23 protein-coding genes are annotated in these 22,193 nt (G+C 64.5%); 10 read left to right on the top strand and 13 right to left on the bottom strand.

Features of this window, described 5'->3' with window-relative positions; all coding sequences use genetic code 11:
* Window positions 1-41 precede the first annotated feature (41 nt).
* Window positions 42-641, bottom strand: coding sequence for a histidine phosphatase family protein (locus tag JQ566_RS00320; protein WP_212367759.1), 600 nt, complete (start codon window positions 639-641; stop codon window positions 42-44).
* Window positions 642-653: 12 nt separating this feature from the next.
* Window positions 654-1,469: an enoyl-ACP reductase FabI gene (fabI, locus tag JQ566_RS00315; RefSeq protein WP_027570972.1), complete on the bottom strand. Its 816-nt coding sequence runs from the start codon at window positions 1,467-1,469 to the stop codon at window positions 654-656.
* A gap of 173 nt (window positions 1,470-1,642) precedes the next feature.
* Between fabI and JQ566_RS00310 the strand changes: the two genes are divergently transcribed.
* Together JQ566_RS00310 and JQ566_RS00305 are read left to right on the top strand one after the other, a co-directional pair.
* Window positions 1,643-2,131 carry a sigma-70 family RNA polymerase sigma factor gene (locus JQ566_RS00310; RefSeq protein ID WP_027570971.1) on the top strand — a complete coding sequence of 163 codons (489 nt, stop codon included), beginning with the start codon at window positions 1,643-1,645 and terminating at the stop codon, window positions 2,129-2,131.
* Window positions 2,132-2,236: 105 nt separating this feature from the next.
* Complete coding sequence (locus tag JQ566_RS00305) at window positions 2,237-3,007, top strand: anti-sigma factor family protein (protein ID WP_212367755.1); 771 nt, start codon at window positions 2,237-2,239, stop codon at window positions 3,005-3,007.
* 361 nt (window positions 3,008-3,368) lie between these two features.
* On the opposite strand, the gene JQ566_RS00300 is transcribed toward JQ566_RS00305, so the two are convergent.
* Together JQ566_RS00300 and JQ566_RS00295 are read right to left on the bottom strand one after the other, a co-directional pair.
* Window positions 3,369-4,331: a DnaJ C-terminal domain-containing protein gene (locus tag JQ566_RS00300; RefSeq protein WP_212367752.1), complete on the bottom strand. Its 963-nt coding sequence runs from the start codon at window positions 4,329-4,331 to the stop codon at window positions 3,369-3,371.
* A 106-nt stretch (window positions 4,332-4,437) separates the two neighbouring features.
* Window positions 4,438-4,845, bottom strand: coding sequence for an RT0821/Lpp0805 family surface protein (locus tag JQ566_RS00295; RefSeq protein WP_167406985.1), 408 nt, complete (start codon window positions 4,843-4,845; stop codon window positions 4,438-4,440).
* 113 nt (window positions 4,846-4,958) lie between these two features.
* On the opposite strand from JQ566_RS00295, the gene pdxH reads away from it, so the two are divergent.
* Window positions 4,959-5,600 (top strand): pyridoxamine 5'-phosphate oxidase, encoded by a 642-nt coding sequence (gene pdxH / locus JQ566_RS00290; protein ID WP_212367736.1) that lies wholly within the window; start codon window positions 4,959-4,961, stop codon window positions 5,598-5,600.
* 50 nt (window positions 5,601-5,650) lie between these two features.
* Window positions 5,651-6,403 carry an SDR family NAD(P)-dependent oxidoreductase gene (locus tag JQ566_RS00285; RefSeq protein WP_212371404.1) on the top strand — a complete coding sequence of 251 codons (753 nt, stop codon included), beginning with the start codon at window positions 5,651-5,653 and terminating at the stop codon, window positions 6,401-6,403.
* A 52-nt stretch (window positions 6,404-6,455) separates the two neighbouring features.
* On the opposite strand, the gene JQ566_RS00280 is transcribed toward JQ566_RS00285, so the two are convergent.
* From JQ566_RS00280 to JQ566_RS00270, 3 genes are all read right to left on the bottom strand, one after another.
* On the bottom strand, window positions 6,456-7,085 hold the full coding sequence (locus JQ566_RS00280; RefSeq protein WP_212367732.1) for a Uma2 family endonuclease: 630 nt from the start codon (window positions 7,083-7,085) through the stop codon (window positions 6,456-6,458).
* A 195-nt stretch (window positions 7,086-7,280) separates the two neighbouring features.
* Window positions 7,281-7,499 (bottom strand): hypothetical protein, encoded by a 219-nt coding sequence (locus JQ566_RS00275; RefSeq protein WP_212367729.1) that lies wholly within the window; start codon window positions 7,497-7,499, stop codon window positions 7,281-7,283.
* A 205-nt stretch (window positions 7,500-7,704) separates the two neighbouring features.
* Complete coding sequence (locus tag JQ566_RS00270) at window positions 7,705-8,682, bottom strand: magnesium transporter CorA family protein (RefSeq protein WP_212367726.1); 978 nt, start codon at window positions 8,680-8,682, stop codon at window positions 7,705-7,707.
* Between the two features lie 337 nt (window positions 8,683-9,019).
* On the opposite strand from JQ566_RS00270, the gene JQ566_RS00265 reads away from it, so the two are divergent.
* Window positions 9,020-9,706 (top strand): L,D-transpeptidase, encoded by a 687-nt coding sequence (locus tag JQ566_RS00265; protein ID WP_212367723.1) that lies wholly within the window; start codon window positions 9,020-9,022, stop codon window positions 9,704-9,706.
* A 37-nt stretch (window positions 9,707-9,743) separates the two neighbouring features.
* Here the strand turns inward: JQ566_RS00265 and JQ566_RS00260 are convergent, their stop codons facing one another.
* Window positions 9,744-10,823 carry an extensin family protein gene (locus tag JQ566_RS00260; RefSeq protein WP_212367720.1) on the bottom strand — a complete coding sequence of 360 codons (1,080 nt, stop codon included), beginning with the start codon at window positions 10,821-10,823 and terminating at the stop codon, window positions 9,744-9,746.
* Window positions 10,824-10,888: 65 nt separating this feature from the next.
* On the opposite strand from JQ566_RS00260, the gene JQ566_RS00255 reads away from it, so the two are divergent.
* The gene (locus JQ566_RS00255; RefSeq protein WP_212367717.1) at window positions 10,889-12,517 is read left to right on the top strand and encodes a fatty-acid--CoA ligase; all 1,629 of its coding nucleotides are present in this window, start codon (window positions 10,889-10,891) and stop codon (window positions 12,515-12,517) included.
* A gap of 277 nt (window positions 12,518-12,794) precedes the next feature.
* Window positions 12,795-13,649, top strand: coding sequence for a DUF1499 domain-containing protein (locus JQ566_RS00250; protein ID WP_212367714.1), 855 nt, complete (start codon window positions 12,795-12,797; stop codon window positions 13,647-13,649).
* A 118-nt stretch (window positions 13,650-13,767) separates the two neighbouring features.
* Here the strand turns inward: JQ566_RS00250 and JQ566_RS00245 are convergent, their stop codons facing one another.
* The 4 genes from JQ566_RS00245 to JQ566_RS00230 all read right to left on the bottom strand — a co-directional run bounded on the left by JQ566_RS00245 (window position 13,768) and on the right by JQ566_RS00230 (window position 19,204).
* Entirely contained in the window at window positions 13,768-14,688 is a 921-nt protein-coding gene (locus tag JQ566_RS00245) for an MBL fold metallo-hydrolase (protein ID WP_212367699.1), read from the bottom strand.
* A 185-nt stretch (window positions 14,689-14,873) separates the two neighbouring features.
* Window positions 14,874-16,088, bottom strand: a complete 1,215-nt coding sequence (locus JQ566_RS00240; RefSeq protein ID WP_024340297.1) for an acyl-CoA dehydrogenase — start codon at window positions 16,086-16,088, stop codon at window positions 14,874-14,876.
* Between the two features lie 132 nt (window positions 16,089-16,220).
* A complete protein-coding gene (ribB, locus tag JQ566_RS00235; protein ID WP_212367696.1) occupies window positions 16,221-17,297 on the bottom strand; it encodes a 3,4-dihydroxy-2-butanone-4-phosphate synthase in 1,077 nt (358 codons plus the stop codon).
* A 176-nt stretch (window positions 17,298-17,473) separates the two neighbouring features.
* A complete protein-coding gene (locus tag JQ566_RS00230) occupies window positions 17,474-19,204 on the bottom strand; it encodes a cation:proton antiporter (RefSeq protein ID WP_212367692.1) in 1,731 nt (576 codons plus the stop codon).
* Window positions 19,205-19,271: 67 nt separating this feature from the next.
* Between JQ566_RS00230 and JQ566_RS00225 the strand changes: the two genes are divergently transcribed.
* Window positions 19,272-19,799 (top strand): DUF3124 domain-containing protein, encoded by a 528-nt coding sequence (locus tag JQ566_RS00225; RefSeq protein ID WP_212367690.1) that lies wholly within the window; start codon window positions 19,272-19,274, stop codon window positions 19,797-19,799.
* An 86-nt stretch (window positions 19,800-19,885) separates the two neighbouring features.
* Window positions 19,886-21,118, top strand: a complete 1,233-nt coding sequence (locus JQ566_RS00220; RefSeq protein ID WP_212367687.1) for an aminotransferase-like domain-containing protein — start codon at window positions 19,886-19,888, stop codon at window positions 21,116-21,118.
* 21 nt (window positions 21,119-21,139) lie between these two features.
* Here JQ566_RS00220 and JQ566_RS00215 read toward each other — a convergent pair whose 3' ends face one another.
* The gene (locus JQ566_RS00215) at window positions 21,140-21,412 is read right to left on the bottom strand and encodes a helix-turn-helix domain-containing protein (RefSeq protein WP_124159822.1); all 273 of its coding nucleotides are present in this window, start codon (window positions 21,410-21,412) and stop codon (window positions 21,140-21,142) included.
* 159 nt (window positions 21,413-21,571) lie between these two features.
* On the opposite strand from JQ566_RS00215, the gene JQ566_RS00210 reads away from it, so the two are divergent.
* Window positions 21,572-22,024: a hypothetical protein gene (locus JQ566_RS00210; protein WP_212367684.1), complete on the top strand. Its 453-nt coding sequence runs from the start codon at window positions 21,572-21,574 to the stop codon at window positions 22,022-22,024.
* The last annotated feature ends 169 nt before the right edge of the window (window positions 22,025-22,193 follow it).

Here is a 22,193-nt window from a genome sequence, read left to right as displayed (position 1 = left end):
CAAGCCCGGGCATGGCGGCGGAGGTGGGGCCGCACTCCAGGCTAACTGAACTTCTCCAGCCGCCCGTCGCGGAACACATAGACGGCGCCCTGCTCGATATAAAGCTCGGCGGCGCTGGCGGGGGTCTCGATGCCCAAGGCCACCATCAGGGCGCGGCAGGTGCCGCCATGGGCGACCGCGACGGTATCGACCAGAAGCGACTCGTACCAGTCGAGCATGCGCAGCTGCACGGCCGCGTAGGTCTCGCCGCCGCTTGGCGCCACCTTCCATTTGTCGGCAAGGCGCCTTGCATAAACATCGGGATCTGAGGACTCGCTTTCCGCCAGAGTCAGCCCCTCCCAGACACCATAGCCGATCTCGCGCAGACGGTCGTCGAGGGAATAGTCGGCAGGCGGCAGCTCGAGCTTGCCGCGCGCGAGCTCCATGGTCTGACGCGCACGTCCGAGCGGGCTCGACACATAGGGCAGCGCCGCTCTGTCCTTGCCGTCGCGCTTGAACAGATCGGCCAGAACGCCGGCAGCGTGCATCGCCTGACCGCGGCCGCGTGCGTTCAGCGGGACGTCCTTGGTGCCCTGGAGCCGGCCGAGCGCGTTCCACTCGGTCTCGCCATGGCGAAGGAAGTAGATCGTGGGCACCGGCATGTCGGCTGAAAGCTAGTCCTTGCCACTCAACGAGATGTCAGGCGCGTCCGGGCGCTTCATACCCAGCACGTGGTAGCCGGAATCGACATGATGCACCTCGCCGGTGACGCCGCGCGAGAGGTCGGAGAGGAAATACAGCGCGCTGCCGCCGACGTCTTCGGTCGAGACGTTGCGCCGCATCGGCGCGTTATATTCGTTCCACTTCAGGATATAGCGGAAATCGCCGATGCCGGAGGCGGCGAGCGTCTTGATCGGCCCCGCCGAGATGGCGTTGACGCGGATGTTCTTCTCGCCGAGATCGGCAGCGAGATAGCGCACGCTGGCTTCCAGCGCCGCCTTGGCCACGCCCATCACGTTGTAATGCGGCATCCACTTCTCGGCGCCGTAATAGGAGAGCGTGATCAGCGAGCCGCCATCCGTCATCAGCTTTTCGGCGCGCTGCGCCACGGCCGTGAACGAATAGCAGGAGATCAGCATCGACTTCGAAAAATTCTCCTGCGTGGTGTCGACGTAGCGGCCGTCGAGCTGCTCGCCATAGGCGATCGCGTGCACCAGGAAGTCGATCTTGCCCCACTTCTCCTTCAGCACCGCGAAGGCGGCGTCGATGGTCGCGGCATCAGTGACGTCGCAATGGCCGAGCACGAGACCGCCGATCTCGGCGGCAAGCGGCTCGACGCGCTTCTTCAGCGCATCGCCCTGGTAGGTGAAGGCGAGCTCGGCACCGGCAGCGTGGCATGCCTTGGCGATGCCCCAGGCGATCGAGCGGTTGTTGGCAACGCCGAGGATCACCCCGCGCTTGCCTTGCATCAGACCTGAATTCTGCGCCATTTTTGAACGTCCCGTCGAGCTCTCGTTGAGGTCTGGAGGTACACCAGCCCTCCCCTGCGGTACAGCCCTAATCCGCAGCGTTAACGCTGTTTCGAGTGCCGGAATAGCCGTTCCGTTCGGGTGTTATGATGATTGAGGCGCCCGCGCCGAACGCTGGGGACATCAAGACCGCAATGAATGCGTTTCGCCAGAGTGTGGAAGCCATGATCCCGGCGCTGCGCCGCTATGCCCGCGCGCTTACGCGCGATGCGGATGCGGCCGACGATCTGGTGCAGGACACATTGGTGCGCGCGCTGCGTTCGGAACGGCTGTTTCTCGGAGGCGACGTCAGGAGCTGGCTCTATACGATCCTGACCAACCTCAACAAGAACCGGCGGCGCTCGCTGGCAAGGCGCCCGCAATTCATGCCGCTGACGGAGAACAACCCGGATGCCAGCGGGACCGAGGCCGAAGGACGCGACATCGAGAAGGCGCTGGCCACCCTCGTCGAGGAACAGCGTTCAGTGCTGCTGCTGGTGATGCTGGAAGGCATGAGCTATCGCGAGGTCGCCGACATCCAGGGCGTGCCGATCGGCACCGTGATGTCGCGCCTGGCGCGCGCCAGGGCCCACGTCAAAGCCTCGCTGGAGGGCGAGCGCCCGGCGCTGAGGCGGGTGAAATGAGGACAGGGTGATGCATCGCGTATCGTGCGCCCGCAGACTGCCGAGGACGCGAGCGAAGTTGAGCCACGAACGATTTTTTGGGCCGCAGAGCCAGAGACGACCGATATGAACGACCGCAAGATCCCAGTGACCGAGGACGAACTGCACGCCTATGTCGACGGCGAGCTGCCGGCCGAGCGCCGCGCCGACGTCGAGGCCTTTCTTGCCGCCCATCCCGACGAGGCCGAGCGCGTGCAGTCCTGGCGTGCCATGGCTGAGATGCTGCACGCCCGCTACGATGCCGTTGCCCAGGAACCGGTGCCGGCACGGTTGGAGCTGGAGCGGCTGGAGCGCCGCCCGCGGCAATGGCTCTATGGCGCCGCCGCGGCCGTGCTGGTGGCTTTCGTCGCCGGCGGCACGGCCGGCTGGGTCGCACATGGTGCCGCCAACACGCCCTCGACCTTCCAGAGCTTTACGGCGGACGCGCTCGACGCCCATCGCCTTTATGTCGTCGAGGTCCGCCACCCCGTCGAGGTCGGCGGCAGCGAGCGCGACCACTTGCAGGCCTGGCTGACCCGACGCTGCGGCTGGACCGTGTTCGCACCGAACCTGGAGGCGAGCGGGCTGAAGCTGGTCGGCGGCCGGCTCTTGCCGGGACCGAACGGTCCGGCGTCATTCCTGATGTATGAGGGCGCCTCGGGCGAGCGGTACACGATCTACTCCGCCAAGACCCAGAATGGTGCAACGCAAATGCGCTACGCCAAAACGGACAAGGACGGCGCGCTGTTCTGGGCCGAGCGCGGCGTCGGCTACGTCGTCAGCGGCAGCAGTGACCGCGACCGGCTGACCAGGGTGGCGCAAGCCGTCTACGACCAAGCAGAGAAAAACGGCACCTAGACAACTGCACAGGCGCAGTGCCCAGATTCCGTCATCGAAAATTTGGAATCAGAACATCGGCGCGTCTCATTATCGCACCGGGTGTTCACGCGATTATGAGTGGCGTTCGATCCGCCGATCGACGCGGGCGGCCTCGATTGGGGTTTTTGGTACCGCGCTGGTCCCCCTCTCGAGGCCGCACCTTTTTATCGGCTGCCCCGCCGGACAGCCGACACGCCTCAAACGTCAGCGTCGAAGCGCAATGCGCTTCAGACGTATGTTGAGCATCATCCTTTCGGGAAGAGAATGCTCCGATCGTCGAGGTGGCCTCGGATAGCGCCCTCTTGTTTGCGCACGCAGCCCTCCGGGTCCGGATCGTATGCTAGCCGAGCCCGCTACGCGGATTGTAGGGATGTTGGTCCCGCCATTTCTCCATCAATGCCTCAAGCTCTGTGTCGTTCCCGTCCGGTAGCATAATCCTGATGGTCACGAAGAGATCCCCGGTTCCACCGGCTTTGGGCAGGCCCTTGCCCTTGAGGCGGAAGGTCCGGCCGCTGGAGGTGTTTTTGGGGACCGAGAGCTCCACGGCATTGCCGAGGGTGGGCACGCGGACCTTGCCGCCGAGCACCGCCTCGTAAAGCGTGACCGGCAGGTCGATCCTGAGGTCGGCACCCTCGACCTTGAAGAACGGGTGCGGCGCAATGTTGATGGTGATCAGGAGATCGCCGGGCGGATGGCCATGCGCGCTCTCGCCTTGCCCCCGGAGCCGAATCTGCTGGCCTTCGGTGACGCCAGCCGGAATCTTGACGTTGAGCTCCTTGCCCGTCGGCAGCCGGACGCGCTTCTCGCCCCCCTTGGCCGACTCCTCCAGCGAAACGGACATGGCGACGTTGACGTCGAGATCGAGCCCGATGCCGCCGGTGTCGAACTCGAACTGGGCGCCGCCGCCGGCCCCGGGCCGCGCGCCGCGCGTTCCGCCGCCGAACATGCTGTTGAGGATATCCTCGAACGCGCCGCCGCCCGGGCCGCCCGCACCGCCGCTCCGAAACGTATAGCTCTCGAACCCGCCAGGGCCCGCGCGGCCGCGTGGGCCGCCGCCACCCGGAAAGCCCTGGAAGCGCGGCTTGCCCTCGGCGTCGATCTCGCCACGGTCAAACTGCTTGCGCTTGTCCTCGTCGCCGAGGATCTCGTTGGCCGAGTTGAGCTCGGCGAAGCGCTCGGCCGCCTTCGGGTCACCCTTGTTGCTGTCCGGATGGTGCTTCTTCGCCAGCTTGCGATAGGCGCTTTTGATCGCGGCAGCGCTGGCGCTCCGCGGCACCCCCAAGACCTCATAGGGGTCGCGCATTCGTCACGTCTCCTTCAAGAAATCGAATTGTTCAAAGGGCTCCCCGCCCCACCTGCCGGTCATGTGGGAAGAGAGTGGCATTTTTGCAACTAGGAGCGCGCTGAAGCTAGCTCCGCCACGGCTTTAGCGTATGAATCTCCCAACGGCCACGGCTGCTTTGGCAGCCGGCGCCCTGGAGCCAGCTTTCGGTGCTGCCGTTGACGTAGCTCGCCAGGAAGTCGCGGCATTTGCGTCCGTCCTCGGCGGCATAGGACTGGGCGATCGGCGTCACCGAGCCGCGCGCGCCGGTCTCCGGATTCTCCCAATGCTGGCTGGAATCCTTGTCGCCCTTGCTGAGGACGTCGGAGGCGGCGTTGCGGGTGAAGGCGAGATCGGTCTCGGTCGGGGGAGCGTCCTTCGCCGGCCGCGCGATCGAGCCGGTGAGGTCGCTGTCGTCGGCCTTGGCATAGGCGCTGCTGTCGTTGCGGGAAAAGCTGCACCCCCCGGCGCCAACCCCGATCAGAATCATCGTCATGACAAAGCCGGACGGCCGGATCGCCGATAGGCCAACGCGTCCCCATGCCCTATATAGGGCGGTAGCGGACAACAACGCGTTTTGGGCCGCGGGACGCAACTCGGACTCCAGACATGACCGACACGACCTCGATGAAACACCAGACACCCTTAACATCCGGTGATTTCACTGCCGCCGACGAGCCATTTGCGCTGTTCGAGACCTGGCTGAACGAGGCGATCAAGAGCGAGCCGAACGATCCGAACGCCATGGCGCTCGCAACCGTCGACCCTGACGGGCTGCCTGACGTGCGCATGGTGCTGATGAAGGGCTTCGATACCGAGGGTTTCGTCTTCTACAGCCACATCGCCAGCCAGAAGGGCCGCGAACTCGCCGCAAATCCTAAGGCAGCGTTACTTTTTCACTGGAAATCGCTGCGCCGCCAGGTCCGCATTCGCGGCAACGTGACGCCGGTGACCGACACTGAAGCCGACGCCTATTTCGCCACGCGCCCCAAGCAGGCCCAGATCGGCGCCTGGGCGAGCAAGCAGTCGCAAGAGCTGGAGAGCCGCTTCGCCTTCGAACAAGCCATCGCCAAGGTTGCGGCCAAATACGTCATCGGCGAAGTGCCGCGGCCGCCGGGCTGGAGCGGCTGGCGCATCACGCCCTCGCGTATCGAGTTCTGGCACGACCGCCCGTTCCGCCTGCACGACCGCATCGAATTTCGCCGTGACGCGGCCGGCCAGAAATGGTCCAAGACGCGGATGTACCCATGAGCATCATCTTGAACCTTGTCTCGAGCTTTGGGCCGAATTGAAAGATGTCCATGCCGCATTCGTCCAATGCGCCGCGTCGTACGCTGCTCCTGACCGGAGCCAGCCGCGGCATCGGCCACGCCACCGTGATCCGCTTCTCCTCGGCGGGCTGGCGGGTCATCACCTGCTCGCGGCACCCCTTTCCCGAGGACTGCCCGTGGGACGCGGGACCCGAGGACCACATCCAGGTCGACCTCGGCGATCCCCAGGACACCGCGCGCGCGATCGGCGAGATCCGCCAGCGGCTCGAAGGCGGCACGCTGCACGCGCTGGTCAACAATGCCGCGATCTCGCCCAAAGGACCGGGCGGCTCCAGGCTCGGTTCGGTCGACACCGACCTCGACACCTGGACTCACGTCTTCAATGTCAACTTCTTCGCGCCGATCATGATGGCGCGCGGGCTGATCGAGGAATTGAAGGCCGCCAAGGGCTCGGTCGTCAACGTCACCTCGATCGCAGGCTCGCGCGTGCACCCCTTCGCGGGCGCGGCTTATGCCACCTCGAAGGCGGCGCTCGCCTCGCTGACGCGCGAGATGGCTTCCGACTTCGGCCGCGTCGGCGTGCGCGTCAACGCGATCGCCCCGGGCGAGATCGACACCTCGATCCTGTCGCCCGGCACCGAGAAGATCGTCGAGCAGCAGATCCCGATGCACCGGCTCGGCACGCCCGACGAAGTGGCAAAGATCATCTACGTGCTGTGCACCGACACCAGCTCTTACGTCAACGGCGCCGAGATCCACATCAACGGCGGCCAGCACGTTTGATCTCGTCATTCCCGGTTGGCCCATCAGGGGCAGACCCGGAACGAGACAAAGATCAAGCTGAACGTTGTTGTCCGCGACGCGGCTGGAGCGGCGTCCCCTCGTAGAGATCGGCGACTGCGCATTGCAGCCCGAATTCGGGCAGCTTCAGATCATCGGATGCTCCGAGCGTTTGCGAATTCCACCCGGCTTGCGTCCTGGCGTCCAGGCGCACCTCCATCCGGTCCTGCTCGATGATGAGCACTGCATCGCAGGCCGCATGTGCGAGATAGATGGTCCGCTTGACGTCGATCCACTTCGTCTCGGTGTCGGGCACCCGCGTGCCGTCGGTCGCGGAGACGATCTCCGCCAACAGATAGGCCCGGTCCACAAACCTCTGGTCCGGCTCGTACTCTGCATCGATGACCGCGACGTCCGGTTCCGGCCGAAATTCGCCCGAGCCGAGCTCGATGCCCGGACGCTGCATGGCAATGCGACCCTGGTCGTGTCGCGCCAACGCATCGTTGAGCAGACGCTCGAGGTTTCCTGCGATGCGGTTGTGCGCGATCGTTGGCGGGGTCATCATTATCGGGACACCTGCAACGAGTTCCCAGCGTTCATGATCCGGGCGACCCTCCTGGAACGCACGAAAGCGCTCGCCGGACATGTGCCCGGCCCTGGTGGGTTCTTTGATTCCAACACCCATCGGCACCTCCGACGTCACAACGCGCGCAAGCCTAGCCGGCTCCGCCACGAATACCAATAGAGATAAGAGGGGTCGGGCGGAGGCGCCATGGCCCAAATCGGACGCACGGCCAAACGTCAGGGAGAACTCGGGACGGAAGCAAGGCGATCCAGACAACGCCGCCGCAAGACCTGGATCGCCCTTACCTTCCGTTCCTCAATCGAGTCGAATCCGACGCGACCTCTCGCGCGGCAGCGAAGCGGCCGTGCTGAATGCAGTCGAGCAGTCGTCGTCGTTCTCACCATCGAGCAGCGGAGCACCACAGTGCCGGCACATGCGTGCCGACATCGACGGCGCCTTGCCGCTCGCCAGGACCTGACGATAGTTCGCCAGATCGATGACGTTGCGGGGCGACGTTATGTGTTTCTCAACCATGGCTGTTCCTCGCGGCTACGCACTGCTTATCGCAGACAAGTTTCGCGCAAACGTTCAGCCCACCGCTCAAATTTTACCGGAGGAATTGCGGCACGATTCGCGCATCACCGCGCCGCCGCAATCCCGATCTATTCTGCGACACGATTTACCGTGTCTTTGCGAGCGGCGTAAGGTCTCGGTAGGTATCTTTGCTCGAGCACGGCACCTACAGCCACTTCTTCCACTTGAAGATCCAGTACGGAACGATGGCGGCGATCAGCATCATCACCAGCGCCATCGGATAGCCGTGCACCCATTCGAGTTCCGGCATCAACTTGAAATTCATGCCGTAGACCGAGGCGATCAGCGTCGGCGGCATCAGGACGACGGCCATCACCGAGAACAGCTTGATGATGTTGTTCTGCTCGAGATTGACGACTCCGAGCATGGCGTCGAGCACGAAGGTGATCTTGTTGGACAGATAGGAGGCGTGGTCGGTCAGCGAGGCGACGTCGCGCTGCATGGTCTTGAGCTGCTCGCGCATGTCCTTCGACCATTTCACGCCCTCGACCACCGCGGACAGGAACGTCACGACGCGACCGATCGACACCAGACTCTCGCGAACCTTCGAGGTCAAATCGCCCTTGCGGCCGATCGAGATCAAGATCTGGGAATATCTCTTTGCCTGCCCGTGGCGCTCGCTCTCAGGCTCGAAGATGTCGTGCGAGACCTGATCGATCTCGGTGCCGCAACGCTCCAGAATGTCGGCGCAGCGGTCGATCACGGCGTCCAGCAGCTCCATCAGCACCATCTCGCCGGTGATGGAAGGCGTGCAGGAGCGACCGAGCTTGGCCTCGACCAGGGCGAACGGCTTCGGCTGGTCGTAGCGCACCGTCACCAGGCGGTGGTCGCCGAGGATGAAGGTCACCGCCGTGGTCCGGGGCATGTCGGTATCGGAGTAGCACATCAGCGTCGCAGTCATGTAGCGCGCGCCGTTCTCCATATAGAGGCGGCTGGAGATCTCGATCTCCTGCATGTCTTCCCGGGTTGGGATGGCGATGCCCGCGAGCCGCTCCACCGCCTTGTCCTCGGCCGCGCTCGGATTGACGAGGTCGATCCAGACGGCGTGCTCCGGCACCGCCGCAAGATCCTCGATGACAGCCTTCTTGAGGACGGACTCGGAGGGAACAAACACCGAAAACATCAAAAGCTCCAGAGATCCTGCGACAGAATGACAGCCCCTTAGCGCGATTCTGACAGGTTCACGATGACAACAACATTAACGGAGCGTTTGCATTTGTGGCGCCCCCGGGCTCAACTGTGGCACGGAATCGACAGCTTGGCGCATTTCGCCAAAAAAACCCTCACAACACCCCCAAATTTGCGGCAGAAAAGCCACAGCTGGGCTCTTGCAGCGCGGGAAAAGGCCTTCAGCGCTGGAATTGTGGCAGATTTCAACGATAATGGGATCAGCGGAGTCGAGGAACTTGGGCGCCAGGCTCAGGCCCTCCGCACGGTATTGTTTTGATTGGAACCAAACCATGTCGTCGCTGAAAGTTAAGTTTGGGATTTTGGCCGCTGGCCTGATGCTGTCGGGCTGCATGCAGGCCACTCACTACGAGGCGACCGACACCAAGGCCTTCAAGCCGAAGGACAAAGAACTCCTCGCCAAGGTCAAGTACGAGAATACTGCGGTCGCAGAGCCGTTCCGCCGCGCCATCGTCCAGTACCACCGCAAGGAATCGCCTGGCTCGATCGTGGTCGATTCCGACAACCATTACCTCTATTACGTGCTGGATGGCGGCAAGGCGATCCGTTACGGCATCACCGTCGGTGAAGAGGCGATGGCCTGGTCGGGCATCGCCAAGGTGGGCAGCAAGACCGAGTGGCCGGCCTGGCACCCCACCCCCGGCGAAATTTCGCGTCTGGGCGTGCCGACCTATGTCGCCCCCGGCCCGGACAATCCGATGGGCTCCCGTGCGATGTACCTCTATTCGGGAGGCAAGGACACGCTGTTCCGCATCCACGGCACCAACCAGCCGGAATATATCGGCGCCTCGATCTCGTCCGGTTGCATCCGCCTGACCAACGAGGACGCGATCGATCTCTATGATCGCGTCAAGGTCGGCACCCTCGTCGTGGTGCTCGAGCCGAAGCACGGCGACTCGCCCTACAATTCACGTCTGGCGCTCGGCAGCAGCCAGACCGGCCAAGCGGGCAGCTACTGATCGCTTCCTGATCTCGGACAATCAAAAGCGCCGGTCTTTACCGGCGCTTTTTTGTTGCGGGTTTGGAAGGTTGGGCTTTGTTGCCGTCTGACCTGTCCGTAGGCGCAGCCGATTTCTCTGTCGCCTCGTTCTCAGCGCCCTCCTTGTCTTCGGGCTTGGCCGCGACCTCGCGCGGCGGCGCCTCCTCGGGCCGTTCCGCCGGCAGCAGCGGGGCGATTAGCGGCAGGGGATCCCACACGTTCCACTGACAGATCCGGTAGTCGTTGCGCCGCTGCGCCAGATCGAGATGGATGTGGTCCTCATGGTACCAGTCCGAGCCCGGGCCGAGCACGGTGGAGAAGCGCGCGCAGACCGAATGCAGCACGCGCTCACGCACATCGCGCGACATGGAACGGTCGGTGAGGCCGAACGACTGCCCATTGGCGAGCTTGATGGCGCGGATGTCGAGAGCATTGGCCTTGCCGTGCTCGGACAGCATCGCACCGACGACGCGGTTGCGGCCGCGGCACTCGAAGCTGTCGAAATTGTCGAGATCGCTGATGGCGGAGCCGAGGCTCGCGGCCAGCGGAGCCATGTCCTTGCGCACCCAGTCCGCTATGGCGGACGCCATGGTGCAGCGGAGGATCGCCGCCGGCTTCACCGTCACCTTGCGCTTGTCCGGCAGCACGATGGCCTCCAGCCGCACCAGATCCTCGCCGCCACAGGCGCCGGGGCCGCGGATATCCGGAATGGACGGTGCGACCGCGATCTCCTCGGTCAGCGCGAGGCGGCAGGCCGAGAGCTGCTTCTCCGGCGGCCGCGCGGCCTCGGCGGGCTTGGTGTCCCCCGGCGTGTCCGGGGACGGCTTGCCCTCGGCCTCCGGCGGGGCCTCGTCCGACGCTTTCGGGGCCTCCTCGGGGCGTGGTTTCGGGAGCGGGATCTTGGCGGAATGAACCGTCGGACGCGGTCGTGGTGTACCAAGACCAAAGATATCGAGCGGCGCAGCATATTTTCGCGCCTCTGCCCGCTCCGTCAGCACAAGCGACATCCCCAGCACAGCGGTAACCATTGCCGCGCCAGCGGACATATAGCCGCGACAAGACCATTTGCGGCGAAAGTCCGGCAGGCTAAAAGTCATGTCAATTCTTTGGCCCAACGCTGAGAGCGACAAAGCGCCCAGCAACTTCTCGGAGGAACGTCGGAATGCTTGGTTTGATGCAAGATTGGCCCCTGCTCTGCCACCGGATCATCGAACACGCCGCCAGGATTCATGGCAAGCAGGAGGTGGTCACGCGCTCGGTCGAGGGACCGATCCATCGCACCAACTACGCCGAGATCCACAAGCGCGCGCTCAAGGTCTCGCAGATGCTGGAACGCGACGGCATCAAGCTCGGCGACCGTGTCGCAACGATCGCCTGGAACACCTGGCGCCATCTCGAGGCTTGGTACGGCATCATGGGGATCGGCGCCATCTGCCATACCGTCAATCCCCGCCTTTTCCCCGAGCAGATCGCCTGGATCATCAACCATGCGCAGGACCGCATCGTGATGACCGACATCACCTTCGTTCCGATCCTGGAGAAGGTCGCCGACAAGCTGACAAGCGTGGAGCGCTACATCGTGCTCACCGACAAGGCGCATATGCCCGAGACCACGCTGAAGAACGCAGTGGCCTACGAGGACTGGATTGCCGAGGCCGACGGCAAGTTCAAATGGAAGGACTTCGACGAGAACACGGCGGCCGCGATGTGCTACACGTCGGGCACCACGGGCGACCCGAAGGGCGTGCTGTACTCGCATCGCTCCAACGTGCTGCACGCGCTGATGGCCAACAATGTCGACGCGCTCGGCACCAGTGCGTCCGAGACAATGCTGCCGGTGGTTCCGCTGTTCCACGCCAACAGCTGGGGCATCGCCTTTTCCGCGCCCTCGCAGGGCACCAAGCTGGTCATGCCCGGTGCCAAGCTCGACGGCGCCTCGGTCTATGAGCTGCTCTCGACCGAGAAGGTGACGCACACCGCCGGCGTACCGACGGTGTGGCTGATGCTGCTCCAGCACATGGCCGCCAACAATCTCAAGCTGCCGGATCTGAAGATGGTGGTCTGCGGCGGATCGGCGATGCCGCGCTCGATGATCAAGGCCTTCCTCGACATGGGCTCGAACGTCCGCCATGCCTGGGGCATGACCGAAATGAGCCCGATCGGCAGCGTCGCGGCGCTGAAGCCGCCGTTCCAGAATGCAACGGGCGATGCCAAGCTCGACGTGCTCCAGATGCAGGGTTATGCGCCCTTCGGCGTGCAGATGAAGATCACCGACGATGCCGGCAAGGAGCTGCCCTGGGACGGCAAGACCTTCGGCCGCCTCAAGGTCTCCGGGCCCGCCGTCGCCAAGGCCTATTACCACGTCGACACCAGTATCCTCGACGAGGAAGGCTTCTTCGACACCGGCGACGTCTCGACCATCGACGAGGACGGCTACATGCGGATCACCGACCGCTCCAAGGACGTGATCAAGTCCGGCGGCGAGTGGATCTCCTCGATCGACCTCGAAAACCTCGCGGTCGGCCACCCGGCCGTGGCGGAAGCCGCCGTGATCGGCGTGTTCCACCCCAAATGGGATGAGAGGCCGCTTTTGATCGTGCAGCTCAGGCAGGGCCAGCAGACCACACGCGAGGACATCCTCAAATACATGGATGGCAAGATCGCCAAATGGTGGATGCCCGACGATGTCGTCTTCGTCGACGGCATCCCGCATACCGCGACGGGCAAGATCCTGAAGACGGCACTGCGCGACCAGTTCAAGGATTATCGCTTCCCGAACGCGGCGGCGTAGGCATCGGTGCCCACCTTCCCCTGGAGGGGGAGGGTCGGCTCACATGGAGCGCAGCGAAATGTGAGACGGGGTGGGGTGACGATCTCTCCGCAACCAACAGTGCCCGTGTGGAGAGATCACCCCACCCCGCTCGCGCTGCGCGCGATCGACCCTCCCCCTCCAGGGGAGGGTAAGAGGGTGATCGACTCTTGAATTTGCCTTCGGGCCGTGGTCTCAACGGCGCATCGTCGCGCCGGATCGGCCGGCGCCGCCCTCAACGTCCGGCAGAGCTCACCCGATGGCCCGCAGGTTTTCCGCTCCCTACCAGTCGGAGCCCGTGTCCAGCCTTGCGAGCTGGGCGCGCAATCTGGCCGTGTTCGCGGTGGTGGCGGCGGTGGTGTCGATCATCATCGTCCGCTTCGATTTCCTGGAGCCGAAGCCGGCGCTTGTGACTTTCCTCGGCGGGCTCGCGATCGCCGGCCTCTCGATCTTGTTCGGGCTCGCCGGCTTTGCCGCGATCTGGCAGAACGGCTCGCGTGGCATGGCGCGCATCCTGCTCGCCTTCCTGATCGACGGGGCGATCCTCGCCTACCCCGCCTATCTCGGCCTGCAATATCGTAAGCTGCCGTCGATTTACGACATCACCACCGCCCCGATCGATCCGCCGCGCTTCGAGGCGCTGGCACGGCTGCGTACCGGCGAAGGCACCAATCCCGCCGTCTACGCCGGCCTCTATTCGGCGGAGCAGCAGCGCCACTTCTATCCCGACATCGAGCCCGTCGAGCTCGAGATTTCGGTCGACCGCGCCTATGCGATCGCGCTCCAGCTCGTCCACAAGCGCAAATGGATCGTGATCGATGAGCGCGCACCGCAGCCACCGCGCCGCATCGGCCGCATCGAAGCGGTCGCGCGCACGCCGATCATGGGTTTTCGCGAAGACGTGTCGATAAGGGTCGTGCCGGATGGCGATGATTCCCGCGTCGATATCCGCTCTGCCTCGCGCAATTTCGACAGCGATCTCGGCAGCAACGCCGCGCGCGTCAAAAAATTCATCGACGATCTCAACACCGCCGCCGATGCCGACGCGCTCAAGCCGGTAAAGAAGACGCCGGTCGCGCCGCCCAAGGCGCCGGCGAAGACGGTGAAAAAGTGACTCCCGCCGTCATTCCGGGGCGATGCGCAGCATCGAACCCGGAATCCATTCATCCACCAACACTGCGGCCCGATGAATTCCGGGTTCGCGCTGGCGCGCGCCCCGGAATGACGAGAGTTTAGACCGCCATCCGATACGTCCCGCCGATCACGGGATCGCCCTCGGTCGCGACCACGCCGCGGGCGACCAAGTCTTCGAGGTGCGCCAGCACGGAGTAGCCGGCGGCCGCCGTCAGCCTCGGATCGATACCGATATAGATCGCGCGGACCATGGTCGGGATGTCGGTCTCGCCCTTGGCAAGGCGGTGCAGGATCGAGGCCTCACGCGCCTTGCGGTGACGAATCAGGAAGCGCGCAAAGCGCGGGCCCTCGGGAATCTCGGGGCCGTGGCCTGAGAAATAGAGATCCTCCTCGCGTGCCGCGAGCCGGTCCAGCGAGTCCATGTAGTCGATCATCGAGCCGTCGGGCGGCGCCACGATCGAGGTCGACCAGCCCATCACGTGATCGCCGACGAAGTTGAATTTTCGCTCGGGCCAGGCGAATGCCAGATGATTGGCCGTGTGACCGGGGGTCGCCACGGCCTCGAGCCGCCAGCCGTCGCCTTCCACGATGTCGCCGTGTGCGAGGTTGACGTCCGGCGCAAAATCGCGGTCGACGCCGGACTCCGGATTGTGTTTCTCGCTCTCGAAACGCGGGCGCGAGGCGCGATGCGGACCTTCGGCATAAACCGGCGCCCCGGTCGCCTGCTTGATCCGCGCGGTATTCGGCGAATGGTCGCGGTGGGTGTGGGTGACGAAGATGTGCGTCACCGTCTCGCCGCGCACGGCATCGAGCAGCGCCGCCGCATGCGCCTCGTCATCCGGACCGGGATCGATGATCGCGACATTGCCCTTGCCGACGACATAGCTGACCGTGCCGGTGAAGGTGAACGGGCTCGGATTGTTGCAGAGCACACGCCGCACACCGGGGCGGACCTCCTCGACGATGCCGGGCCGAAGCGGAAAGTTGCGGTTGAACGGGACGTCGTCGTTGTCGGACATGAGACTTCCTGTGCACTGCTGCCCCAACCCTCGCCGTCATACCCCGCGAAGGGGTATCCAGTACGCCGTGGCGCCTGTGGCGAAGGCGAGGTCTCTGGATACTGGATCGCCCGCCCGAGTGCGCAATTGCGCACAAGGCGGGCGATGACAGCTCAGCAAAACAATGGCCGCGGAATGCGTGACGACTAGAAAAACGCCTGAATGCCCGTGATCGCGCGGCCGAGGATCAGGGCGTGGACGTCGTGGGTACCCTCGTAGGTATTGACCGTCTCGAGGTTATGGACGTGGCGCATCACGTGATACTCGATCGAGATGCCGTTGCCGCCGTGCATGTCGCGGGCGGTGCGGGCGATATCGAGGGCCTTGCCGCAATTGTTGCGCTTGACGATCGAGATCATCTCGGGCGCGAACTTGCCCTCGTCCATCAGGCGGCCGACGCGCAACGAGGCTTGCAGGCCCAGCGCGATCTCGGTCTCCATGTCCGCGAGCTTCTTCTGCACGAGCTGGGTCGCGGCGAGCGGCTTGCCGAACTGCTTGCGGTCGAGCGTGTACTGACGGGCGCGATGCATGCAGTCCTCGGCGGCCCCTAACGCCCCCCAGGAGATGCCGTAACGGGCGCGGTTGAGGCAGCCGAACGGGCCCTTGAGGCCGGAGACGTTGGGCAGCAGGGCGTCTTCCGGAACCACGACGCCGTCCATCACGACCTCACCGGTGATGGAGGCGCGAAGTGAGAGCTTGCCGCCGATCTTCGGGGCGGAGAGGCCCTTCATGCCCTTCTCCAGCACGAAGCCGCGGATCTGGTTGTCGTGCGCGGCCGACTTGGCCCAGACCACGAACACGTCGGCGATCGGCGCGTTCGAGATCCACATCTTGCTGCCGGTGAGGCGATAGCCGTCCGAGACCTTCTCGGCGCGGGTCTTCATGCCGGCGGGATCGGAGCCGGCGTCGGGCTCCGTCAGGCCGAAGCAGCCGACCCACTCGCCGCTGGCGAGCTTCGGCAGGTACTTCTTGCGCTGGTTCTCGTCGCCATAGGCGTAGATCGGGTACATCACCAGCGAAGACTGCACCGAGTTCATCGAGCGATAGCCGGAATCGACCCGCTCGATCTCGCGCGCGACGAGGCCATAGGCGACGTAGCTCGCATTGGCACAGCCATACTCTTCCGGCAGCGTGATGCCGATCAGGCCGAGCTCGCCCATCTCGTTGAAGATCTCGCGGTCGGTCTTCTCTTCGAGATAGGCCTTGGAGACGCGCGGCAGCAGCTTGTCCTGGGCGTAAGCGCGGGCGGTGTCGCGCACCATGCGCTCGTCTTCGGTGAGCTGCTCGTCGAGCAGGAACGGATCGTCCCACTGGAAAGAAGCCGCAGCCGGCTTGTCCTTGGCCTGAGGGCGCACGCTCATAAAACGTCCTTTCGCGTCTGGTTCCGTCGATAATTGCCCGACAAAGTAAAGCGCCGCGGCAACAAGTTCAATTGCATCCTGGTTTCGGTCGTTCCGGGGCGGCACAACGGCGCGCGCCTGGAAGCGATGCGGTCAGCTTTCGAGCTGCTCGTTGGCAACGATCTCGATGCCGAAGCCCGACAGACCCTTGTAGTCGTGCACCGAGGAGGTGAGATGCCGGATCGAGGTGACGCCGAGGTCGCGCAGGATCTGGGCGCCAACGCCGACCTCGCGCCACTGGCGGTTGCGGTCAGCCTCCGTCGACGACTCGTCCGGCAGCGGCGCCACGGGGACACCGGCCGCGCCGTCACGCAAGTATACCAGCACGCCACGGCCCGCTTTCTTGAAATGCTCGAGCACGACCGCCATGCGCTTGTGGCCGGTGAAGGTGTCCTTGACGATGTTCGGCTTGTGGAAGCGCGTCAGCACGTTCTTGCCGTCGCCGACGCCGTTGTAGACGAAGGCGACGTGAGCGATGGAATCGAAGGGCGAGCGGTAGGCATAGCCCTGCAAGGGACCGATCGGGCTCTCGGTGACGAACGTCGAGACCCGCTCGATCAGTTTCTCGCGCGCCTGGCGGTAGGCGATCATATCCGCGATGGTGACGTGCTTGAGCTTGTGCTCGGCGGCGAAGCGGGCGACCTGCTCGCCCTTCATCACGCTGCCGTCGTCGTTCATCAGCTCGCTGATGACGCCGACCGGCGGCAGGCCGGAGAGCTTGCAGAGGTCGACGGCGGCCTCGGTATGGCCGGAGCGCAGCAGCACGCCGCCGTCCTTGGCGATCAGGGGGAAGATGTGACCGGGCCGGGCGAAGTCGTTGGCGCCGACATTGGAATTGGCGAGCGCGCGGCAGCACGAGGCGCGCTCCTCGGCGGAGATGCCGGTGCCGCCATCGGGCTTGTAGTCGACCGAGACCGTGAACGCGGTGGTGTGCGCGGAATCGTTGTGGGCGACCATCGGATCGAGCCGCAGGCGGCGCGCGTCCTCGGTCGTCACGGGCGCGCAGACGATGCCGGAGGTATGGCGGATGATGAACGCCATCTTCTCGGCGGTGCAGAGCGAGGCGGCGACGATCAGATCGCCCTCGCCCTCACGGTCCTCGTCGTCGGTGACGACCACGAGCTCACCCCGGGCAAAGGCCTGCAAGACTTCCTGAACGCTATCGGGCATTTCCCAATCTCTATCGGTTATGGCCGGGAGGCTTAGCCGGACTTGGGTCGGGGCGCTAGTCTCCCCAGCGCAACCACATATGCCAGACGGCAGGCCTGCCAAGGGGTTTCAGGCTTGCACCGGGCATACCAGCGATATAAGCGCAGATCGCCCGCACGGAAGGCCGCCGGACGCCGTCAAGGCAGCACCTCGCGGCGCTCGCCGAGGCGCTGATCGAGCTCGGCGCGCTTGTCGGCTAGCAGGCCGGCCTGGGCGGCTTCGATCACGGTAAACAGCTCATGAGCATCGCTGAGCCGGGTCACGGTGACGTAGCTGGCGCCGGCCGCATAGAGCTCGCCCACGTCCGACAACAGATCGGCCGTGGCAACGATCAGGGCGGTCGGATTGAGCGCGCGGACGTGACGGACCAGCTTCTCGTTGCTGGCGCCCTTAAGAAGCGCGTCCGGCACGCTGAGGATGATCATCTCGGACTTGCCGACGCCGGCGTGGAGCAGCGTGTCGGCGCTGCTGATGTCGCCATAGATCACGTGCAGACCGCGCGAGAGCAGGGTCTGGTACACATTGGGGTTGAAATCGACCACCGTGATCTGCTCCAGCAGCACCGGTGCCTGCCGTTCGATCTCCGCCAGCAGCGCGCTCGCCGCACGGAAAAAGCCGAGGATGACGATGCGGCGGGCCTCGCCATGGCCGCCTCCGTGTCCGTCCTCGGCATGGCCGTTGCCATGGTCGAGATCGCGCAAGCCGATCCGCTTCAACGGGCCGATCGCCCAGCGGGTGATCTCGTCGCTGCGGGTCATCACGAAGGTGGAGAGCACCGCCAGCACCACGAAGGCAAAGGAGGCCGCATTCGCCGTCTCGGCCGCGATATGGTGGTCGGCGACACCGGTCTGGATCACCACCAGCGAGAACTCGGAGATCTGGGCAAGGTTCAGCGCCGGCAACAGGCTGGCGCGCAGGCCCTGCTTCATCAGGTAGAGCGGGGTGAACGTGGTAACGAGGCGGCTCACCACCGTGAACGCCGCGATCATCAAGGCAAGGCCAATCACCGAGAGGCCGGGCACGGGAATGGTCATGCCGAGCGCGACGAAGAACAGCGTGATGAAGAAATCGCGGAGCGTGGTGACCTTGGCGGTCACGTCGAGCGCGTAAGGGAAGGTCGAGAGCGAGACGCCGGCGATCAGCGCGCCCATCTCGCGCGACAGCGAGAGCCGCTCGGCGGTCTCGGCGACGAGGAAGCACCAGGCCAGCGCGCCGAGCAGGATCAGCTCGGGCCGCCGGGCGATCTGGTGGAACAGCCGCGGCAGCACGTAGCGGCTGACGAGCAGCGCGGCAGCGACCAGCACCGCGACGCGGCCGATCGAGAGCAGGATGACGCTGACCTGCAGATTGGCCAGGCTCGGCTGCACCGCCAGGAACAGGATGGCGAAGATGTCCTGGAGCACCAGGATGCCGAGGGTGATGCGGCCCGGCAGCGTATCGAGCTCGCGTTTCTCGTAGAGCACCTTGACGATGATGACGGTGCTCGACAGCGCGCAGGCGACACAAAGATAGACCGCATCGAAATGCCCGCCGCCGAGCGACAGGCCGATGCCGACGAAGAACAGAATCCCGAGCAGACAGCCGCCGACCAGCTGGCTGCCTGCCGCGAACAGGATCACCCGCCCTGCCCGCACGATCTTCTTCAGGTCGATCTCGAGCCCGATCATGAACAGCATGAAGATCAGGCCAAGCTCGGAGATCACGCTGATCGATTCCTGCGAATGGACCCAGCCGGCACCGAATGGACCTATGCAAAAGCCGGCGATAAGGTAGGCCAGGATCAGCGGTTGCCGGGAGAAATGGGCGAGCAGGCCCAGCATCCAGGCAAACAGGATAGAGAGAGTGATGTCGCGAATCAGCTCATGCATGCCAAATTGGTCCGTTTTGCCGCACCCTAGAGACGGGTTGCGGTGCGGCAAGCGAGCAATTCGTCACATGCGGAATGGGCTCGTCGCAGCCGTGCTGCTAGGTCCCCTCGCCTTTGCCGTGCCCGCCGCCGCGCAATCCAAAGTCAATATCGAACAAAACTTTGCCGATTCGCTCACCGCGCTGCCGAAGGAGCAACTCGCCGTTTCCGGCGGATTCTACGTGCCCGCCTATTCCAGCGTCGCGATGAGCCAGGGCAAGCTGCGTGTCGACTTCTCGGTGACGCTGAGCGTGCACAACGCCTCCGAGACCCAGCCGCTGGTCGTCAAACGCATCGCCTATTTCGATACCGCAGGCAAGCAGGTCGAGAGCTATCTGAAGACGCCGGTGGCGTTGAGGCCGCTCGCCACCGTCTCGATCTTCATTCCGACCGACGACGTGCGCGGCGGGACCGGCGCCAATTTTCTGGTCGACTGGGCCGCCACGGGCGAGATCGCCGAGCCGGTGGTCGAAGCGCTGATGGTTGGCGGCATCGCCAACGCGCATTACGCTTTCATCAGCCAGGGCCGTCCGACCAGGACGGCCAAAAAGAACTAAGGCCGTCCGACCAGGACGGCCGGCAAGAAGTAAGGCGGCCAGCGCAAAGCCGGCCGCTCAACAAGAACAAGACGAGGAACGCTCCCATGACGTCCAGCTTCGAATTCGCGCCCCTGTTTCCCGCAGGGCTGCCGGCCCCCTCCGCGCGCTGGACGGGCCTTGCCAAATACAGCTTCGTCGGCGGCAACAACGATTCCGAGCAGGTGCCGCTCGACGAGCTGATCGAAGCAACCAACACGGTGCTGCGGCGCGAGGGCCGCTCGCTCGCCACTTACGGTCTGGCGCATGGTCCGCAGGGCTACCTGCCCTTGCGCGAATTCCTGGTGACCAAGCTTGAGCGCGATGCCGGCATCACCTGCACGGTCGACGATCTCCTGATCGTCTCCGGCTCGCTCCAGGCACTCGATCTCGTCAACGCCACCCTGTTGGCGCGCGGCGACACCGTGATCTTCGAGCAGGAGAGCTATCAGGGCTCATTGACCCGCCTGGCGAGGCTCGGTGTCAACGTCATCGGCATTCCCCTCGACAAGGACGGCATGCGCATGGACGTGCTGTCCTCCACGCTGGCCGACCTGAAGAGCCGCGGCATCCGTCCGAAATACATCTACACCATTCCGACGGTGCAGAACCCGACCGGCAGCATCATGCCCGAGAGCCGCCGCACCGAGCTGGTGCGGCTCGCGACCGAATACGGCGTGCCCATTTTCGAGGACGATTGCTATGCCGATCTCGTCTGGTCGGGGCAGCGCCCGCCCGCGATCTACGCGATGAGCCCCAGCGGCGGCGTGATTCATATCGGCTCGTTCTCGAAGTCGATCGCGCCGGCGCTGCGCGTCGGCTTCGTCGTTGCGCCCTGGGAAGTGATGTCGCGGATGCTGGCGCTGAAGACGGATGCGGGCTCCGGTGCGCTGGAGCAGATGGTGCTCGCCACCTATTGCAGGCCGCATTTTTCAACCCACGTGCCGGCCCTGACCAAGGCGCTGCGCACCAAGCTCGACACGCTGATGGAAGCGCTCAACGAGCAGTTCGGGACCGCCGCCGAATTCGAGGAGCCGAAGGGCGGCATCTTCCTCTGGGTGAAGCTGCCCGACCAGGTCGATACGCTGAAACTGTATCAGGCCGCGCTCGCCGCCGGCGTCTCGATCAATCCGGGACCGGAATGGTCGACCAACAAGGGCCATTCCAGCTCGCGGCTGCGGCTGTGCTTCGCAAGCCCCACGCACCAGCAGATCCGCGATGGCGTCGCCGTGCTGGCCGAGGTCTGCCGCAAGGAATTCGGCGTGCCGGCCCGCAGTGCCAATGTGGAGAAGCGGGCCTAAGGCCCGGCCGAGACCGTCTCCTCAGGCCACCTGTGGCTGGCTACCGTGGATCGCGGAGGCGAGCCGCAGCAACAGGACGATCGAGACGTTGCCCTTGCCGGCCTCGATCTGGGCGATGTAGCGCTCGGAGATCCCGGAGCGGCGGGCGAGCTCCCGGCGGGACAGGTCGCAGCGCATGCGCGAGGACCGCAAGCGATCGCCCAGCTCGGTCAGAAACGCGGCCTCGGAATAAGGCGGTACGGCACAGCTCCCCGGCAGCACTTCACCCGCAAAATCCATGACTTGATTCAGCATTGGTCTATCCACGTTCGCCTTCGGAAAATGCCATCTTACCTTCGAAACGCCCTGCCTCATTGACGCGGATCAAATTCGCGAGCGATCGGCGGCTGCCGTGGAACGGCCGCGAGCGCGATGCTACACTTTGGAATTCTTCGAGGCGGGGTTTCTCAGGACATGATGCGTTGTCTTAGCCGCGGGATCGCGGCTGCGGTGCTGTGGGTCGCGTTCACCTCCATGGCCGGCGCCGAGACGCTGGCCGTGACCGTGGAGCAATGGGGCCTGCTCGGCTCGTGGGCGGTCGATTGCTCGGCCCGGCCGGACCGCGACAAGGGGGCACTCTTGACTTACGAAATCCGGAAGGACAGCCGGGTGATGTACCGCCGCAATTTCGGCGAGGCCGGGGACGAGAACGAAGTGGTGTCCGCCGCGGTCAACGCCGAGGGCCTGCTCAATGTGATGGTTTACTTCCCCTCGCTGCACCAGGCGCGCGAATTTGGCCTCCTGTTGCAGAAGGACGGCAGCCTGCGCGCGATTTACAATCGCAGCGAGCGCGGCGAGTACACGATCAGGGATGGCAAATACGTCGCCACCGGCGCACCAACGCCCGCGCAGCAGCGCTGCGATTAGCCGTCATTCCTAAGCATGATCGAATCGGAACACTGCTGCACACGTTGCGCTGACGTGGCCCTTTGGGTCCGGATCATGCTCACCTGAACATCCGTTCAGAATTCTTTCCCCGTTCCTCCGGAACGTTCGCGTGAACGCACTGTTCAGATGTGCGTTCGATTGGAGGGGC

The organism is Bradyrhizobium sp. SZCCT0231, assembly GCF_018130245.1.
GTDB classification, from domain to species: domain Bacteria; phylum Pseudomonadota; class Alphaproteobacteria; order Rhizobiales; family Xanthobacteraceae; genus Bradyrhizobium; species Bradyrhizobium japonicum_F.
Note: the sequence above shows the minus strand (reverse complement) of the source record. Positions and strands in the feature narration are given on the sequence as shown.